This is a genomic window from Hansschlegelia sp. (assembly GCF_035538955.1).
In the GTDB taxonomy this organism is placed as follows: Bacteria; Pseudomonadota; Alphaproteobacteria; order Rhizobiales; family Methylopilaceae; genus Methylopila.
Genome location: NZ_DATLJK010000010.1, coordinates 293,759 through 310,390, shown reverse-complemented (window position 1 = coordinate 310,390; position 16,632 = coordinate 293,759). Strand labels below are relative to the sequence as shown.

General features: G+C 70.0%; 17 protein-coding genes. 10 read left to right on the top strand and 7 right to left on the bottom strand.

Features of this window, described 5'->3' with window-relative positions; translation table 11 throughout:
* The first annotated feature begins 88 nt into the window (after nucleotides 1-88).
* From VM780_RS07815 to rsmA, 3 genes are read left to right on the top strand one after another with little or no spacing between them, the layout of a single operon-like run.
* The gene (locus VM780_RS07815; protein ID WP_325446701.1) at nucleotides 89-1,012 is read left to right on the top strand and encodes a SurA N-terminal domain-containing protein; all 924 of its coding nucleotides are present in this window, start codon (nucleotides 89-91) and stop codon (nucleotides 1,010-1,012) included.
* A 2-nt stretch (nucleotides 1,013-1,014) separates the two neighbouring features.
* Nucleotides 1,015-2,043, top strand: a complete 1,029-nt coding sequence (gene pdxA / locus VM780_RS07810) for a 4-hydroxythreonine-4-phosphate dehydrogenase PdxA (RefSeq protein ID WP_325446700.1) — start codon at nucleotides 1,015-1,017, stop codon at nucleotides 2,041-2,043.
* Nucleotides 2,040-2,882 carry a 16S rRNA (adenine(1518)-N(6)/adenine(1519)-N(6))-dimethyltransferase RsmA gene (gene rsmA, locus VM780_RS07805; protein ID WP_325446699.1) on the top strand — a complete coding sequence of 281 codons (843 nt, stop codon included), beginning with the start codon at nucleotides 2,040-2,042 and terminating at the stop codon, nucleotides 2,880-2,882. The genes pdxA and rsmA overlap by 4 nt, the downstream gene beginning before the upstream one ends.
* Before the next feature lie 10 nt (nucleotides 2,883-2,892).
* Here rsmA and gmk read toward each other — a convergent pair whose 3' ends face one another.
* The 7 genes from gmk to fabD all read right to left on the bottom strand — a co-directional run bounded on the left by gmk (nucleotide 2,893) and on the right by fabD (nucleotide 9,575).
* Nucleotides 2,893-3,564 (bottom strand): guanylate kinase, encoded by a 672-nt coding sequence (gene gmk / locus VM780_RS07800; RefSeq protein ID WP_325446698.1) that lies wholly within the window; start codon nucleotides 3,562-3,564, stop codon nucleotides 2,893-2,895.
* Between the two features lie 5 nt (nucleotides 3,565-3,569).
* A complete protein-coding gene (locus VM780_RS07795; RefSeq protein WP_325446697.1) occupies nucleotides 3,570-4,460 on the bottom strand; it encodes a YicC/YloC family endoribonuclease in 891 nt (296 codons plus the stop codon).
* 108 nt (nucleotides 4,461-4,568) lie between these two features.
* Nucleotides 4,569-5,816, bottom strand: a complete 1,248-nt coding sequence (mltG, locus tag VM780_RS07790) for an endolytic transglycosylase MltG (RefSeq protein ID WP_325446696.1) — start codon at nucleotides 5,814-5,816, stop codon at nucleotides 4,569-4,571.
* Nucleotides 5,817-6,038: 222 nt separating this feature from the next.
* Entirely contained in the window at nucleotides 6,039-7,304 is a 1,266-nt protein-coding gene (gene fabF, locus VM780_RS07785; RefSeq protein ID WP_325446695.1) for a beta-ketoacyl-ACP synthase II, read from the bottom strand.
* 60 nt (nucleotides 7,305-7,364) lie between these two features.
* Nucleotides 7,365-7,607 carry an acyl carrier protein gene (locus VM780_RS07780; RefSeq protein ID WP_325446694.1) on the bottom strand — a complete coding sequence of 81 codons (243 nt, stop codon included), beginning with the start codon at nucleotides 7,605-7,607 and terminating at the stop codon, nucleotides 7,365-7,367.
* Nucleotides 7,608-7,863: 256 nt separating this feature from the next.
* A complete protein-coding gene (gene fabG, locus VM780_RS07775; RefSeq protein ID WP_325446693.1) occupies nucleotides 7,864-8,601 on the bottom strand; it encodes a 3-oxoacyl-[acyl-carrier-protein] reductase in 738 nt (245 codons plus the stop codon).
* 14 nt (nucleotides 8,602-8,615) lie between these two features.
* Nucleotides 8,616-9,575: an ACP S-malonyltransferase gene (gene fabD / locus VM780_RS07770; protein ID WP_325446692.1), complete on the bottom strand. Its 960-nt coding sequence runs from the start codon at nucleotides 9,573-9,575 to the stop codon at nucleotides 8,616-8,618.
* Between the two features lie 296 nt (nucleotides 9,576-9,871).
* On the opposite strand from fabD, the gene rpsF reads away from it, so the two are divergent.
* The 7 genes from rpsF to radA all read left to right on the top strand — a co-directional run bounded on the left by rpsF (nucleotide 9,872) and on the right by radA (nucleotide 16,568).
* Nucleotides 9,872-10,309 carry a 30S ribosomal protein S6 gene (rpsF, locus tag VM780_RS07765; protein ID WP_325446691.1) on the top strand — a complete coding sequence of 146 codons (438 nt, stop codon included), beginning with the start codon at nucleotides 9,872-9,874 and terminating at the stop codon, nucleotides 10,307-10,309.
* Entirely contained in the window at nucleotides 10,309-10,557 is a 249-nt protein-coding gene (gene rpsR / locus VM780_RS07760; protein ID WP_325446690.1) for a 30S ribosomal protein S18, read from the top strand. Before rpsF ends, rpsR begins: the two co-directional genes overlap by 1 nt.
* 180 nt (nucleotides 10,558-10,737) lie before the next feature.
* On the top strand, nucleotides 10,738-11,709 hold the full coding sequence (locus VM780_RS07755) for a DUF2232 domain-containing protein (RefSeq protein ID WP_325446689.1): 972 nt from the start codon (nucleotides 10,738-10,740) through the stop codon (nucleotides 11,707-11,709).
* A 33-nt stretch (nucleotides 11,710-11,742) separates the two neighbouring features.
* Entirely contained in the window at nucleotides 11,743-12,333 is a 591-nt protein-coding gene (gene rplI / locus VM780_RS07750; RefSeq protein WP_325446688.1) for a 50S ribosomal protein L9, read from the top strand.
* A 233-nt stretch (nucleotides 12,334-12,566) separates the two neighbouring features.
* A complete protein-coding gene (locus tag VM780_RS07745; protein WP_325446687.1) occupies nucleotides 12,567-14,057 on the top strand; it encodes a replicative DNA helicase in 1,491 nt (496 codons plus the stop codon).
* On the top strand, nucleotides 14,054-15,166 hold the full coding sequence (alr, locus tag VM780_RS07740; protein WP_325446686.1) for an alanine racemase: 1,113 nt from the start codon (nucleotides 14,054-14,056) through the stop codon (nucleotides 15,164-15,166). The genes VM780_RS07745 and alr overlap by 4 nt, the downstream gene beginning before the upstream one ends.
* A 4-nt stretch (nucleotides 15,167-15,170) precedes the next feature.
* Nucleotides 15,171-16,568: a DNA repair protein RadA gene (radA, locus tag VM780_RS07735; protein ID WP_325446759.1), complete on the top strand. Its 1,398-nt coding sequence runs from the start codon at nucleotides 15,171-15,173 to the stop codon at nucleotides 16,566-16,568.
* The last annotated feature ends 64 nt before the right edge of the window (nucleotides 16,569-16,632 follow it).

Genomic DNA, 16,632 nt, shown 5'->3' with positions numbered 1-16,632 from the left:
GCGCCTCCGCAATGTTGACGACGGCCGGCGGAACACTGAAAACGGCCGGCGTGCCCGGACTGGCGGGCGTCGAAACAACGGGAACCGCATGTCCAGCTTAACGCGTCCTCGGCTCCTTCAACTCGCCATAGCGGCGGGCTTCGCGGCGACGCTGTCTTGCGTCGCGCCGGCCAGCGCTCAGTCGATCGCCGTCGTGGTCAATGGGCAGCCGATCCTGACCAGTGAAGTGCAGGCGCGGCTCGCGCTGATGAAGCTGTCGGGCGGCGCCAAGGCGAGCGTCGACGCTGCGCGCGAAGAACTCGTCGAGGACAAGCTGAAGGTCACGGAAGCGAAGCGCTACGGCATCGCGGCCGACCCGTCACAGGTCGACGCGGCCTATAGCTCGATCGCCGGCCGTATGAAGCTCACGCCGCAGCAGTTCACGCAGGCCATCCAGCAGCGCGGCGTGAACGCGCAGACGCTCAAGGACCGGATCAGCGCGGAGATCACCTGGGCGCAGCTCGTCCGCCGCAAGTTCGCCGCGCAGATCGCCTCGCGGGAGCAGGATTACATCGGCAAGGCGGCCGGCAAGGCCGACAACAAGGCGATCCAGTACACGCTGCGGCAGGTGGTGTTCGTTCTGCCGAAGGGCGCGAGCGACGCCCAGATCGCCCAGCGGCGCTCGGAGGCGATCGCCGCCAAGGGCCGCTTCCCGGGATGCGATCAGGCGGTCGAGTTCGCGTCGAAGCTGCGGGACGTCGCCGTCAAGGATCCCGTCGTCCGCTCGAGCGGCGGCATGGGCAAGGAACTCAACGAGATCCTGGCGAAGGTCAAGATCGGCGGCCTTACCGAACCGCAGCGCTCGGACGAAGGGATCGAGATGATCGCCGTGTGCGGCCGCAAGGACATCGCCGACGACAGCGTGTTCCGCCAGCAGGCCATGGACCAGGCGAGCGGCAAGCAGGTCGAGGAACAGGCCAAGAAATATCTCGAACAGATCAAGTCGCGCGCGATCATCCAGGTCCGCCACTGAACATGCCGGGCGAGCGCCGCCGGGACGCGCCGCTCGCCCTCTCCATGGGCGAGCCCGCCGGAATCGGGCCCGAGCTCGCCCTCGCCCTCTGGTCCTCCCGCCGCGTCCGGCCGATCCCGGCCTTCGTCGCGGTCGGCGATCCCGGCGTGTTCGCCTCCCGCGCCGCGCTGCTTGGCCTCGACCTCGCGATCGCAGAGACAGAGCCGGAGGGCGCGCTCGCGCTGTTCGACGACCGGTTCCCGATCTACCCGGTCGGAGCGGCGTGCCGGGCCACGCCCGGCCACGCGTCTATCGAGGACGCGGCTTCCGTCGTCGACGCGATCCGTCGAGGGGTCGAGCTCGTCCATGGCGGCCGTTGCGCCGCGCTCGTCACCCTCCCGATCGCCAAGGCCCCGCTGGTCGCCGCCGGGTTTCCACATCCGGGCCACACGGAATATCTCGGCGCGCTCGCGCAGTCGCTGTGGGGCGCCCCGGCGCGCGCGGTCATGCTGCTCTGGTCGGAGGAGGTCGCGGTGGTTCCCGTCACCGTCCACATTCCGCTCGCGGAGGTCCCGGTCCGACTGACCGAGGACGACATCGTCGAGACCGGGCGGATCGTAGCGCGTGACCTACGCCGCCGCTTCGGGATCGAACGGCCGCGGCTCGCCGTCGCCGGACTCAACCCGCATGCGGGCGAGAACGGCGTGCTCGGGCATGAGGACGAGTCGGTCGTCGCGCCCGCCGTCCGGCGCCTGCAGGCGGAAGGCATAGACGCCAAGGGCCCGCTGCCGGCCGACACGATGTTCCATGCGGCGGCGCGCGCCCGGTATGACGTGGCCCTCGCCATGTACCACGACCAGGCGCTCATCCCGGTGAAGACGCTCGCCTTCGAGACCGCCGTCAACGCGACGCTCGGCCTGCCCTTCGTGCGGACGTCGCCCGACCACGGCACCGCGTTCGACATCGCCGGGACCGGAAAGGGGGATCCGGAAAGCCTGCGCGCAGCTTTGCGGCTGGCGGAGCGGCTGTCCCACGAGCCGGCGCTGGCGTGAGCCCGATCGACGACCTGCCTCCGCTACGCGAGGTCATCCGCCGCCACGAACTGGCCGCGAAGAAGTCGCTCGGGCAGAACTTCCTGCTCGACCTCAACCTGACGGCGCGGATCGCCCGCGCCGGCGGGCGGCTGGAGGGTGTAACGGTCGTCGAGGTCGGCCCCGGTCCGGGCGGCCTCACGCGCGCGCTGCTCGCGGAGGGCGCGAAGCGCGTGGTGGCGATCGAGAAGGACACCCGCGCGCTCGGCGCGCTGGCGGAGATCGCCGCGCGCTATCCGGGCCGGCTGGAGGTCGTGGAGGCTGACGCGCTCGCGACCGACATGGCTGCGCTCGCCGGCGAAGGATCGGCTCGGGTGATCGCGAACCTTCCGTACAATATCGCGACCCCGCTGCTGACCGGGTGGGTCGCGGCCGACCGTTGGCCGCCCTGGTGGGACGGCCTGACCCTGATGTTTCAACGCGAAGTCGCCGAGCGCATCGTGGCGAAGCCGGGCGACGAAGCCTACGGCCGCCTCGCCGTGCTCTGCGGCTGGCGCTGCGAGGCCAACATCGCCTTTGACGTGAACCCGCAGGCCTTCACGCCGCCGCCGAAGGTGACCTCATCCGTGGTGCGGCTGACGCCGCGCCCGGCGCCCATGCCCTGCCGGGTCCGCGACCTCGAGACCGTCACCCAGGCGGCCTTCGGCCAGCGCCGCAAGATGCTGCGGCAGAGCCTGAAGAGCCTGGGCGACGCGGCGGCTCTGCTCGAGACCGCCGGAATCGAGCCGACCCGACGCGCTGAAGAGATTCCCGTCGAGGGATTTGTCGCGCTGGCGAACGCGCTGGCCGCCCGGCGCTAGCCGGATCGCGTCAGGACGGCTGCAGCGCAGCCAGATCCTTCACCAGGCCAGCCGCGAAGTCGGTGATCGCCGGACGGCGCGCCCGGCGCACCCGCTCGGCATGAAGCACTGCGCGGATCTCGTTCAGGCACCGTTCGAAATCGTCGTTGATGACGGCGTAGTCGTATTCGTCGACATGGCCGATCTCGACCGCCGCGTTGCGCAGGCGGCTGGCGATGACCTCCGGCGAATCCTCCGCCCGCCGTTCGAGCCGGGAGCGCAGCTCGGCGGCCGAGGGCGGCAGCACGAAGACGGTGGCGACATCCGCCCGCATCGTCTCGCAGACCTGCTTGGTGCCCTGCCAGTCGATGTCGAACAGCACGTCACGGCCTTCCGCCAGCGCCTTCTCCACGGGCTCGCGCGGGGTGCCGTAGCAATTGCCGTGGACCTCGGCCCATTCGAGCAACTCGCCGGCGTCCTTCATGGCGTCGAAATCGCGCTGCTTCAGGAACCGGTAGTGCACGCCGTCCGCCTCGCTAGGCCGCCGGGCGCGCGTCGTCGCCGAGATCGACAGCGTGATCTCGGAATCGGTGTCGAGCAGGGCCCGCGTAAGCGTCGACTTGCCCGCGCCGGACGGGGACGAAAGGATCAGCAGCACGCCGCGCCGCGGAAGCGCCGGAAGCTGCTCGGACGAGGGCGTCATCCCGCTCACTCCACGTTCTGGACCTGCTCGCGGAACTGTTCGACCACGGCCTTGAGCTCGAGGCCGATCGCAGTCAGCGAGCGGTCGTTCGATTTGGCGCACAGGGTGTTCGCCTCGCGGCTGAACTCCTGGGACAGAAAATCCAGCCGGCGGCCGACCGCGCCGCCCTCGGCGATCAGCGTCCGGGCCGCCTCGACGTGGGCGGCCAGCCTGTCGAGCTCCTCGCGCACGTCGGCCTTGGTGGCGAGCAGCGCCGCCTCCTGGTGGAGGCGGTCGGGATCGAGGCCGACGCCGGTTCCGATCAGCGCCGCCACCTGCTCTGCGAGCTTGCGACGCACCGCCTCCGGCGCGCGCGCCGGACAGGCGTCGGCCCGCATCGTCAGCTCCGCGATGGTCGCGAGCCGCTGCTCGAGCGTGGCGGCGAGCGCCGCCCCCTCGCTGGCGCGGGCCGCGGCGAGCGCGTCCAGCGCCTTGCGGAAATCCTCCAACACCGCCGCCTCGAAGCGGGCGCGCTCCTCAGGGCTCTCCTCCGCCTCGACGAACTCGACCACGCCGCGTTGTGCAAGCAGACCGTCCACCGTCGGAGGCGCCGCGCCCGGCGCCTGGGCCGCGACGGCGGCAGCGGCGGCGAGAACCGCTTGAAGCGCGTCCTGATTGATCCTGACCTCAGTCCGCCCGGCCGACCGGTCGAGGGTGAGCGCTGCCTGAACTGCGCCCCGCTTCAGCCGGACCGAGGCCTCTCCGCGAGCCGCCTGCTCGACGCCTTCGCAGCCCGGCGGCACGCGAAACCGCAGATCGAGGCCCTTCGCGTTCACGCTGCGCAGCTCCCACGTCCAGCGCGCGGCGCCCTCCCCGCCGGGAACGCGCGCAAAGCCGGTCATGCTGGCCAGAACCATTTGGGACCTTTCATCACCTGAGGCGGACGACCGCCGACCTTTGAGCACAGCCGAGGCCCCGCCGCGAGGCTGGGTCGCGCACATCCTTAAGCTCGCGGATCGCTCGGCCTACTGTCGGCGAGGCTTGCGGGAGTCGTTCGGCTTCGACTTGGGAAGAGGCGTGGAGGAAGAGGCCGCCGCGCCGGTCTCGTCGGGGTCGGCCGCCTCGTCGGCCGAGGCGTCGGGCGCCGCCTCCGCAGCGGCGTCGTCCGGCGCAAGGCGATCAGCCGGCGCGCCGCGGGCGCGCTCGACCTTCCGCCACTTGGCCACGTTGCGGTTGTGCTCGACCAGGGTGGGAGCGAAGGCGTGCCCGCCGGAGCCGTCGGCCACGAAGTAGAGGTCGCGGGTGTCCGCCGGCTGCGCCGCCGCCATCAGCGCGTCGCGCCCGGGATTGGCGATCGGCCCCGCCGGCAGGCCGGAGATCACATAGGTGTTGTAGGGGGTCTTGGAGGCGATGTCGGACCGGTTCAGGCTGCGGCCCAGGGTCCCGCGACCGCCGACGAGGCCGTACACGATCGTCGGGTCGGACTGCAGCCGCATGCCCTTCTTCAGGCGGTTCGCGAACACCGCAGCGACGCGCGGCCGCTCCTCCGGAACGCCGGTCTCCTTCTCCACCAGCGAGGCGAGCGTCACCAGGTCCTCAGGCGTCTTGACGCCCGTCACCGGCTTCCGCTCCTTCCAGATCTGCGCCAGCACGTCCTTCTGGTGCTGCTGCATCCGCGCGATGACCTGCTCGCGCGAGGTTCCGCGCGCGAAATTGTAGGTCTCGGGCAGCAGCGAGCCTTCCTCCGGGACTTCCTTGATCTCTCCCGTCAGCAGCGGCTGATCGCGCAGCCGCTCGACGATCTGGAGGCTCGTCAGCCCTTCGGGGATGGTGATGGGGTGCTCGATCGACTTGCCGGAGGCGATGATGTTCATCGCCTCGTGCATGCTGACATGGGCCGGGAACGCGTATTCGCCGAACCGCAGACGATCGTTGACGCGGTAAGCCCGGACGCCGATCTCGAAAAGCCTGGGATGCTCGATCACGCCTGCGCGCTCGAGCGCCTCGGCGATGTCGGCGACGCCCTGGTTGCGGGCAATCAGGACCGTGGTGTCGGCGGCGAGCGGCCCCGGCCGCTCGAACAGCGATTTGCCGTAGTAGAGCGCGCCCCCGGCGCAGAGCGCGAGCAGGCTGAGGAAGGTGAACAGCCCGCTCAGATAGCCGACGAGCGCGCTGTCGCGCCGTCGCCGCGGCTTGGCCGGAGGAGCGGCGTCGCCAGGCGCCGGCGCGCGCTCGGCTGCCTCGGACGCCGGCGGCTGCTCGCTAGGGCCCACAGCGCGGGGCGACGGATTCGAGGCGACGAGCCGCGGACGAGGCGAAGAGGCGCCGTCGCGACCGGCGGCGGCCTCAGTGTTTGCCTTGGGATCCGGCGGGGCTCCCTCGCTCGACACAGTCGGTTTCTCCTCTCGCCGCGTCGGAACGTCTGGCCGACGCGGTCCTCGCCCGATGCTGGCTCGGGATTGTGGCGAAAGCCGCCACGTCCGCCTGGAAGCTCGTCAGGCGGCGTAGCGCCGGAACACGAGCGACGCGTTGGTGCCGCCGAAGCCGAAGGAGTTCGAGAGCGCGATGTCGATCGTCATCGGCTTCGCCTTGTGCGGCACCAGATCGAGCGCCGTCTCGACCGACGGATCGTCGAGATTGAGCGTCGGCGGCGCGACCTGGTCGCGGATGGCGAGCAGCGAGAAGATCGCCTCGACCGAGCCGGCGGCGCCGAGCAGGTGACCGATCGCCGACTTGGTCGACGACATGGTGATCTTGCCCGCGGCGTTGCCGACAAGCCGCGTCACCGCCCCGAGCTCGATCTCGTCGCCGAGCGGCGTCGAGGTGCCGTGGGCGTTGATGTAGTCGATCTCGCTCGGCTCGACGCCGGCCCGCTTCAGCGCAGCTTTCATGCAGCGGTAAGCGCCGTCGCCGTCCATCGCCGGCGCGGTGATGTGGTAGGCGTCGCCCGACATCCCGTAGCCCACGACCTCGCCATAGATCTTGGCGCCACGGGCCCGCGCGTGCTCGAGCTCCTCGAGCACCACGATCCCGGCGCCCTCGCCCATGACGAAGCCGTCACGCAGCTTGTCATAGGGGCGCGAAGCGCGTTCCGGTTCGTCGTTGAACGCAGTGGAAAGCGCGCGACAGGCTGAGAAGCCCGCCACCGCAATCCGGCAGATCGGCGATTCCGTGCCGCCGGCGACCATCACGTCGGCGTCGCCGAGCGCGATCAGACGCGAGGCGTCGCCGATGGCGTGTGCGCCGGTGGAGCACGCCGTGACGACGGCATGGTTCGGCCCCTTCAGCCCGTGGCGGATAGAGACCTGCCCGGAAGCCAGGTTGATCAGCCGGCCAGGAATGAAGAAGGGCGAGATCCGCCGCGGCCCCTTGTCCCGAAGGATGTGGGCCGCTTCCTCGATGCCCTGCAGGCCGCCGATGCCGGAGCCGATCAGCACGCCGGTGGCGCAGCGATCGTCCTCCGTCTGCGGCGCCCAGCCGGCGTCGGCGAGCGCCTCTTCGGCCGCAGCCATCGCGAAGGTGATGAAGTCGTCGACCTTGCGCTGCTCTTTGGGCTCCAGCACCGCGTCGGCGTTGAAGGCGCCCTCGGAGCCGTCGCCGCGCGGAATGACGCCGGCGACTTTGGCGGGCAGATCATCGACCTGGAACTGGTCGATCTTGCGGAGCCCGCTCTCTCCGGCGATGAGCCGGCGCCAAACCGTCTCGACCCCGGCGCCGAGCGGGCAGACGATGCCGAGACCCGTGACGACAACCCGCCTCACGTCGTCGCCCCGAACGATCGAATCTCGTACAGCGTCATGCGCTTCGCCGCTCGCTCAGGCTCAGGCCTGAGCGGCGTTCTTCTCGAGGAAACGCGTGGCGTCTCCGACCGTCAGGATGGTCTCCGCCGCATCGTCCGGAATCTCGCAGCCGAACTCTTCCTCGAACGCCATCACGAGCTCGACGGTGTCCAGGCTGTCCGCGCCGAGATCGTCGATGAAGCTGGCGTTCTCGGTGACCTTTTCGGCGTCCACGCCGAGATGCTCGACCACGATCTTCTTCACGCGTTCGGCAATGTCGCTCATCGTTCTCAATCCCTGGCTTAGTTCCGTTCGGAAGATCGTCCCGCCGGACAGACGATCCGGACGTTTAGTCCGGTCGCGATTCCCCCGGGCGGGCTTTTTTGAAGGCGCAGCGCAATCCGGGCAACGTTTTTGTTCAGACGACCGCCCGGCCGCGGAAATAAAACGCGCCAACTGCGGCTTTATCCCCTCAAGATGGCCGGGTTCGTAGCATGATCCCAACACCCGCGCCAGACGCCCGGCGCGGCCGAAGATCCCGTCAGATCATGGCCATGCCGCCATTCACATGCAGCGTCTGGCCCGTCATATAAGCCGCCTCTCCGCTCGCAAGATAGACGGCCGCGGCGGCGACGTCCGGACCGACGCCGAAACGGCCGGCCGGGATGCGCTCGAGCGCGCCGGAGCGCTGCTTCTCGTTGAGCGCGTCCGTCATCGGGCTCTCGATGAAGCCGGGCGCGATGCAGTTCACGGTGACGTTACGGCTCGCAACCTCGGCCGCGAGCGACTTCGACATGCCGATCAGCCCCGCCTTCGAGGCTGCGTAGTTGCCCTGGCCGGGATTGCCGGTGACGCCGACCACCGAGGTGATTCCGATGAGCCGGCCGTAGCGGCGCTTCATCATGCCCTTCAGCGCCGCACGATAGAGCCGGAAGCCGGCCGCGAGATTGACCGCGATGACCTCCGACCACTCGTCGTCCTTCATGCGCAGGAAGAGATTGTCCCGCGTCACGCCGGCGTTATGGACCAGGATGTCGAGGCCGCCCATCGCGGCTTCGGCCTCTCCGGGCAGCGCGTCGACCGCGGCCTCATCCTTGAGATTGGCGGGCAGCACGTGGGCCCGCTCCCCGAGCTCCGCGGCGAGCGCGTCCAGCGCTTCGCGGCGCGTGCCGGAAAGCGCGACGGTCGCGCCCTGGGCGTGCAGCGCCCGGGCGATCGCGCCCCCGATGCCTCCGGTCGCGCCGGTGACGAGGGCGAAGCGGCCCGTGAGATCGAACATGAGGGTTCTCCGGATCAAACGGCGGACGCGAACAGGCCTTCGGCGCGAATGCGCTGGACGTCATCAGGCGAGCCGACGGACTCGCCCGAGGCTTCCGGCGCGACCCGCTTCACGAGGCCTGAAAGAACCTTGCCGGCCCCGATCTCGATAAAGCGCGTCACCCCGGCCCCCGCCATGAATGCGACCGACTCGCGCCAGCGCACCGCGCCGGTGACCTGCTCGACGAGCCGCGCGCGGATCGCCTCCGGATCGGTCAGGGGGCTCGCAGTGACATTGGCGACCACCGGCGCGCGCGGCGCGTTGATCTTCACGCCCGCGAGCGCCTCGCGCATCGCCTCGGCGGCAGGCTGCATCAGCGCGCTGTGGAACGGCGCCGACACCGGCAGCAGCACGGCGCGCTTCGCGCCCCTCGCCTTTGCGATCGGCAAGGCGCGCTCGATCGCAGCCTTCGTCCCCGAGATCACCACCTGGCCAGGAGCGTTGTCGTTGGCGGCCTGGCAGACTTCGCCTTCCGCCGCCTCTTCGGCGACCGCGCGGGCCGCGTCGAGGTCCAGCCCGAGCAACGCCGCCATGGCGCCCTCGCCGACTGGAACCGCCTTCTGCATGGCGTCGCCGCGGATCCTGAGCAACCGCGCCGCGTCCGGAACAGCAAGGCTGCCGGCGGCGGCGAGCGCGGAATATTCGCCGAGCGAATGGCCGGCGACGAACGCCGCATGGCGCGCGACGTCCAGCCCTGCTTCGGCCTCCAGCACCCTCAGCGCCGCGAGGCTGACCGCCATCAGCGCCGGCTGGGCGTTCGCGGTCAGAGTGAGCTTATCCTCCGGACCCTCGAAGATCGTGGCGGAAAGGCGCTCGCCGAGCGCCGCGTCGACCTCCTCGAACACCGCGCGCGCGGAGGCGAAGGAGTCGGCTAAGGCGCGGCCCATGCCGACCTGCTGGCTTCCTTGGCCCGGAAAGATCAGAGCGATGCTCAAGGCGCGTTTCCCGTTTAATGAAGGCGGCTGCAAAGCAGGCGGGCGCACGGCCTGTCAAGCCGCAGGGCGGCGTCGGCTCCTCTAAGCCTCCTTGTCTTGCAGTCCCTGATCCTCTATACGCGCCGCTTCACGTCGTTCGGCTGGGGGCTGAACGGAGGGGCTTGGGCTTCGCCCAGCCAGGATCGCAGGATCCGGCCTCCCGTGTCTCCGCCTTCGAGAAATCGTTCGGGCCTTTGCGGGCTCGGAGGGCTTCGCGCCGAACGGCTGACGCAACTGAACCTGAAGGTCCCGACCCCATGCCGCTCTACGAACACGTCTTCCTGGCCCGCCAGGACGTGACGTCGCAGCAGGTCGAGGAGATGACGGCCCAGTACACGCAGGTCCTGACCAGTCAGGGCGGCGAGGTCAAGAAGACTGAGTACTGGGGCGTGAAGCCCCTCGCCTACCGCATCAACAAGAACCGCAAGGCTCATTACACGCTGCTCAACATCGACGCTCCGGCCGCGGCCGTCGCCGAGATGGAGCGCCAGATGGGCATTTCCGAAGACATTCTCCGCTTCATGACCATCAAGGTCGACGAGCTTGAAGAAGCCCCGTCGGCCATGCTGCAGCGGCGCGACCGCGACGATCGTGACGATCGTCCGGGCGGCGGCCGCGGCGGCCGTGACGGCGGCTTCCGCCGTGACCGCGAAGATCGCCCGCGTCGCAGTGAATCCGGACAGGAGGCGAACTGATGGCCCCCGCAGCTTCCGGCGGCCAGCGCCGCCCGTTCTTCCGCCGCCGCAAGACCTGCCCGTTCTCCGGCGCCAATGCGCCGAAGATCGACTACAAGGACGTCCGGCTGCTCCAGCGTTACATTTCCGAGCGCGGCAAGATCGTGCCGTCGCGCATCACGGCGGTGTCGGCCAAGAAGCAGCGTGAGCTCGCGCGCGCCATCAAGCGCGCCCGCTTCCTCGGTCTGCTGCCTTACGTCATCAAGTGACTGTTCGCGGGCGCTGAGCCCGCGATCTGTCATCCCGGCCGCCGAATAGCGAACAGCCGGGATTGCGCTTCCGCTTCCGCGCCCCGGCGCGGAAGCCCCTTCCAAGGCGTCGGCTCCGGCCGAGGCCGTTGAGCCGAATGGCTCTAACCGCGCCTCGCGCGGGACAGCAGGACGAACGGCATGCGCGGCTCTCCCATCATGATCGGCCTCGGGGCAGGAGCGACCTCCGCCCTGCTCTACGCCGCAGCCGCTTCAGGCTCGCCGCTCGCGCTGCTCCTGCTTTACGCCGCTCCGCTGCCGATCCTGATCGCCGCGGCGGGCTGGCGGCATCTCGCAGGCCTCGTCGCCACCGTGTTCGGCGCCGCCTGCCTCGCCCTCGTGGTGGGCCCCAAGACCGCGCTCTACTTCACCATCGCCGTCGGGCTTCCCTCCTGGTGGCTCGCCTATCTGGCTCTGCTCGCCCGCCCTGGCGACGCGCCGGGCGCAGTGGAGTGGTACCCACCGGGCCGCCTCGTGATCTGGTGCGCGGCGCTCGGCGCGCTGCTGGTCGCGGCCTCGATCCCGCTGGTCGCGACCTCGCTGGAAGAATACCGCGCCGCCCTCCGCGAGCTTTTCACCAAAGCCTTCGAGGCGCGCAGCGATGCGCCGGGAATGGTTCCGGGCGACGAAGCCAAGCCGCTCATCGAGCTGATGACGGCGCTGGCGCCGAGCATGGCGGCGGGCTTCTGGACGGCGTCGTCGCTGTTCAACCTGTGGCTCGCCGGCCGGATCGTGCGCGCCTCCGGCCGTCTGGCCCGGCCATGGCCGGACCTGCGCCGGATCACCTTCCCCAACAAGGCCTTCCTCGGCCTTCTCGGCGGGTTCGCGGGCTCCCTTTTGCCTGATCTCGCGGGGCTCGTAGCGGAGCTGTTCGCCGGCACCTTCCTGATGGCGTTCGCGCTGCTCGGCCTCGCGGTGGTGCACGTCATGACCCAAGCCACGCCCGCGCGCGGCCTCATCCTTTTCGCCATCTACGCGATGCTCGTCCTGCAGCCCTGGATTCTGCTCTTCCTCGCAGGACTCGGCGTCGCCGAGCAGATCTTCGGCGTCAGACGACGCTTCGGCCCTCCTCCGGGCGGTCCGCCGGCCACGGCGACCGCCCCTCTTCCCTGATCACGCCTCAAACGACGGAATGGAGACTCCCCGATGCAAGTGATTCTGCTGGAACGCATCGCCCGGCTCGGCCAGATGGGCGACGAAGTGCGCGTCAAGGACGGCTACGCCCGCAACTTCCTGCTGCCGAACCGGAAGGCGCTCCGCGCGAACGACGCCAACCGTAAGGTCTTCGAGAGCCAGCGCGCGCAGCTCGAGGCCCGCAACCTCGAGCTCAAGAGCGAAGCCGAGAAGGTCGGCGAGAAGATCGACGGCACGGTGCTGGTGCTGGTGCGCCAGGCCGGCGAAACGGGCCAGCTTTATGGCTCGGTGTCGACCCGCGACGTCGCGGAGGCCCTGACGAAGGATGGCCTCACCGTCTCGCGCAACCAGATCGTGCTGAATACGCCGATCAAGACGATCGGGATGCACCCGCTTCCGGTCCGCCTCCATCCTGAAGTCGAAGTGACGATCACCGTCAACGTCGCCCGCTCCGAGGCCGAGGCCGAGCGTCAGGCCGCCGGCGAGGACCTGAGCCGCCGCGAGGAAGGTCCCGCGTTTGAGACTTACGATCCCGACGCCGACGAGAACCGCGGCGATCGTGACCGTGACGAAGAGCCGGCTGGCGACGAAGCCGAAGCCTGATCGCTTCTCCCTCGACGTCTTCAAGCGCCCGGCTCACCGCCGGGCGCTTTTCGTTTGCGCCGCCTGGCGCGACGATAGCCTGCCACGGTCAAGCGATTCGCACGCCGATCGCCGCCGCCATTTCGCGGCCTGTGGGAATCGGGGGCCGCGTCATCGCAGGCCGCATCAGGCCACGCGATCCCGACGCGGCCTGTTAAGAGTTCGTCAACTCCGTCGCACCCAAGCCGGACGCTATGGCCCTCGCTGATTCCCTCGCCCGCCGCCTGCTCGAGCCGGAGCCCGCCTACCGGCAGGCGCCGAACAACATCGAAGCCGAGCAGGCCCTGCTCGGCGCCGTGCTGGTCAACAACGACGCGTTCTGGCGGGTCTCCGACTTCCTGCTGTCGGAGCACTTCTACGAAGGGCTCCATCAGCGCATCTACGAGATTGTCGCGAGTCTGGTGCGCGCCGGAAAGGCCGCGACGCCGGTCACCATCAAGACCTTCCTGCCGCCGGACCTCGATCTCGGCGGCCTCAGCGTCGCGCAGTATCTCGCCCGCCTTGCGGCCGAGGCGACGACGGTCATCAACGCGGAGGATTACGGGCGCACGATCTACGACCTCGCGCTGCGCCGGTCGCTGATCGGCATCGGCGAGGACGTCGTGAACGTCGCCTACGACGCGCCGGTGGACATGCCGCCCCGGCAGCAGATCGAGGACGCCGAGCGCAAGCTGTTCGAGCTCGCCGAGAACGGCCGCTACGACGGCGGCTTCCAGACCTTCTCCAACGCGCTCAAGACGGCGGTCGACATGGCCGCCAACGCCTACAAGCGCGACGGCGGGCTTTCTGGCATCGCGACCGGCCTCGACGACCTCGACCGGCTGATGGGCGGCCTGCAGGCCTCCGACCTGATCATCCTCGCGGGCCGCCCCGGCATGGGCAAGACGTCGCTCGCCACCAACATCGCCTACAACATCGCCAAGGCCTATCAGGGCGAGACGCAGCCGGACGGGCGGACCAAGACCATCAATGGCGGCATCGTCGGTTTCTTCTCGCTCGAAATGTCCGCCGAGCAGCTCGCCACCCGCATCATCGCCGAGCAGGCCGAGATCTCGTCGTCGAAGATCCGTCGCGGCTCGATCGACGAGCGCGACTTCTTCAAGCTGACCGAAGCCGTCGCCGAGATGCAGCGCGCGCCGCTGTTCATCGACGAGACCGGCGGCCTGTCGATCGCCCAGCTCGCCGCCCGCGCCCGCAGGCTCAAGCGCTCGAAGGGGCTCGATCTGCTGGTCGTCGACTATCTTCAGCTGCTGTCCGGCTCCGCCAAGCGCGGCGAAAACCGCGTTCAGGAGATGACCGAGATCACCACGGGGATGAAGGCGCTGGCCAAGGAGCTCGCGGTGCCGATCATCGCCCTGTCGCAGCTCTCGCGACAGGTCGAGAGCCGGGACGACAAGCGCCCGCAGCTTTCGGACCTGCGCGAATCCGGCTCGATCGAGCAGGACGCCGACGTCGTGCTGTTCGTGTTCCGCGAAGAGTATTACGTGAAGAACAAGAAACCGCGCGAAGGCACGCCAGAGTTCGATCAGTGGCTGACGGAAATGGAGAACGTGAGCGGCAAGGCCGAGGTCATCATCGGCAAGCAGAGGCATGGTCCGACAGGGACGGTCGAGCTGCAGTTCGAGGCCGAGTTCACGCGGTTCGGGAATCTGGCGCAGACCGACCATATGCCGGAGCGGATGTGACGGCTGGCTGCGCCGGCGGACGTCTCACCATCGATCTCGGAGCGCTCCAGGACAATTGGCGGACGCTCGCCGCGCTCGCGCCGGGCAGCGAATGCGCCGCTGTGGTCAAGGCAGACGCCTATGGCGTGGGCCTGCCGGAAGCCGTGCAAGCGCTGACCCGCGCTGGCGCCCGCACCTTCTTCGTCGCGCATCTCTCTGAGGCCGCGATCGCGCGGGCGGCCGCGCCCGACAGCGCGATCTACGTGCTGAACGGCCTGCCCCCCGGCGCCTGCGCGGCCTATGCGGCCGTCGGCGCCCGGCCGGTCCTCGGCTCGACCGAGGAGATCGCCGAGTGGGCCGGCTTCGTGGCCGCGACCGGAGCGGCCGAATCCGCAGCCATCCATTTCGACACCGGCATGACGCGGCTCGGCCTGTCGCCCGAAGAGGCGCGCGCCCTTTTCGCCGCGGGCGGCCCGGGCTTCCGGCCGTCCCTGCTGATGAGCCATCTCGCCTGCGCGGATGAGCCGGATCGGCCGGAGACCGAGCGCCAGCGGGCGCTGTTCGCAGAGTTGCGCGCGCTCGCGCCGGACGTTCCCGCCAGCCTCGCGAACTCCGCCGGAAACCTACTGGGCAAGACCGCAGGCGGAGATCTCGGTTTCGACCTGCGGCGTCCGGGAGTCTCGCTTTACGGCTCGAATCCACTGAGGGCCCGATCCGCGGAGTTGAAGCCGGTGGTGCGTCTCGAGGCGCGCGTCATCCAGCTCCGCCAGGCGCCCGAGGGCACCCCGGTCGGCTATGGCGGCGTCGAGAGAACGCGGCGGCCGACGAAGCTCGCGATCCTCTCCGTCGGCTATGCGGACGGCGTGTTCCGCGCCGCCGGCGGCGCGGACGGCGCGCCCGGCGCCTGCGCCTATGTGGGCGACATCTGCTGCCCCTATATCGGCCGGATCTCCATGGACCTGATCGCGATCGACGTCACGGACGCGCCCGAGAACACGGTGAAGCGCGGCGACTGGGTGGAAATTCTCGGCGACCATGTCGGGGTCGACGACCTCGCCCGCGCCTCCGGCACCATCGGCTACGAGGTTCTGACCGCTCTCGGCAGGCGCCACGCGCGCCGGTATGTCTGAGCCGATGGTTCGTCCTAAAACCGCCTTCGTCTGCCAATCCTGCGGGGCAATCCACAACCGCTGGTCGGGCAAGTGCGACGCCTGCGGGGCGTGGAACTCGATCACGCAGGAGGCCGCTTCTGCTCCACTGCCCGGCGGGACGTCGCGGAGCTTTGGCCGCGGGCGGGTGGTCGTCCTGGAAGGGCTATCGGGCGCGCCCGACGAGGCGCCGCGGCTTGTCTCCGGCGTGACCGAGCTCGACCGCGTGACCGGCGGCGGGTTTGTTCTCGGCTCGGTTCTGCTGCTCGGCGGCGATCCCGGTATCGGCAAGTCCACCCTGCTGCTCCAGGCGAGCGCCGCGCTGGCGCGCGCCGGCCACCGCGTCGTCTATGTCTCGGGCGAGGAAGCGGCGGCGCAGGTACGGCTGCGCGCGCAGCGGCTCGGGCTTGGCGACGCGCCGGTCGCGCTCGCGGCCGAGACCTGCGTCGAGGACATATTGGCGACCCTCAAGGAGGGTCCGACGCCGCGGCTCGTGATCCTCGACTCCATCCAGACGCTCTGGACCGGCCAGGCCGAATCCGCGCCCGGCACCGTCACCCAGGTGCGCGCCTCAGCGCAGGCGGTGATCCGCTACGCCAAGACGACCGGCGCCTGCGTGATCCTCGTCGGCCACGTCACCAAGGACGGCCAGATCGCAGGGCCGCGGGTGGTCGAGCACATGGTCGACGCGGTGCTGTCCTTCGAGGGCGACGCGGGGCGCGACTTCCGCATTCTGCGCGCCCAGAAGAACCGCTTTGGCCCGACGGACGAGATCGGCGTCTTCGCCATGACCGGAGCGGGCCTCGAGGAGGTCCGAAACCCCTCCGCTCTGTTCCTCGGCGACCGCGAGCCGGACGCGCCCGGAACGGCCGTGCTCGCAGCCCTCGAGGGTTCGCGTCCGCTGCTGGTCGAGATCCAGGCGCTGGTCGTGCCATCGAGCCTCGGCACGCCGCGGCGCGCCGTCGTGGGCTGGGACGGCGCGCGGCTCGCAATGGTGCTCGCCGTGCTCGAGGCGCGCTGCGGCGTGCGGCTCGGGCAGCACGACGTGCATCTCGCGGTCGCGGGCGGGCTGCGCGTGCAGGAGCCGGCGGCCGACCTCGCGGTGGCGGCCGCGCTGGTGTCCTCGCTGATGGGGGCGCCGCTACCGGTGGACGCGGTGTTCTTCGGCGAGATCGGGTTGACCGGGGCGGTGCGCCCCGTGGCGCACCCGGGACCTCGCCTGAGGGAGGCGGCGCGGCTCGGCTTCAAGCGCGCGGCCTTGCCGCCCTCGGCCGCGGAAGCCGCGGAGGAAGCGGGCGTCGCCGCCCTTGCGGTCCCCACGCTGGACGCGCTTGTCGCCCGTCTCGCGGCCCGCGCGGACGACGCGCGTATGAAAGGCGCGTGACGGCGGCCGGCGCGCGCGTTATAGAGGGCCGCGCCCGCCCCAATGGGGCTTCGCACAGGCTCTA

Coding starts and splice junctions, on each gene's coding strand:
- VM780_RS07780 (WP_325446694.1), bottom strand. CDS start 7,607: ATGAGCGACATTGCCGAACGCGTGAAGAAGATCGTGGTCGAGCATCTC.
- fabG (WP_325446693.1), bottom strand. CDS start 8,601: ATGTTCGATCTCACGGGCCGCTTCGCCCTCGTCACCGGCGCGACCGGA.
- rplI (WP_325446688.1), top strand. CDS start 11,743: ATGCAAGTGATTCTGCTGGAACGCATCGCCCGGCTCGGCCAGATGGGC.
- radA (WP_325446759.1), top strand. CDS start 15,171: ATGGTTCGTCCTAAAACCGCCTTCGTCTGCCAATCCTGCGGGGCAATC.
- VM780_RS07755 (WP_325446689.1), top strand. CDS start 10,738: ATGCGCGGCTCTCCCATCATGATCGGCCTCGGGGCAGGAGCGACCTCC.
- rpsR (WP_325446690.1), top strand. CDS start 10,309: ATGGCCCCCGCAGCTTCCGGCGGCCAGCGCCGCCCGTTCTTCCGCCGC.
- VM780_RS07745 (WP_325446687.1), top strand. CDS start 12,567: ATGGCCCTCGCTGATTCCCTCGCCCGCCGCCTGCTCGAGCCGGAGCCC.
- VM780_RS07795 (WP_325446697.1), bottom strand. CDS start 4,460: ATGGTTCTGGCCAGCATGACCGGCTTTGCGCGCGTTCCCGGCGGGGAG.
- VM780_RS07815 (WP_325446701.1), top strand. CDS start 89: ATGTCCAGCTTAACGCGTCCTCGGCTCCTTCAACTCGCCATAGCGGCG.
- rpsF (WP_325446691.1), top strand. CDS start 9,872: ATGCCGCTCTACGAACACGTCTTCCTGGCCCGCCAGGACGTGACGTCG.
- pdxA (WP_325446700.1), top strand. CDS start 1,015: ATGCCGGGCGAGCGCCGCCGGGACGCGCCGCTCGCCCTCTCCATGGGC.
- gmk (WP_325446698.1), bottom strand. CDS start 3,564: ATGACGCCCTCGTCCGAGCAGCTTCCGGCGCTTCCGCGGCGCGGCGTG.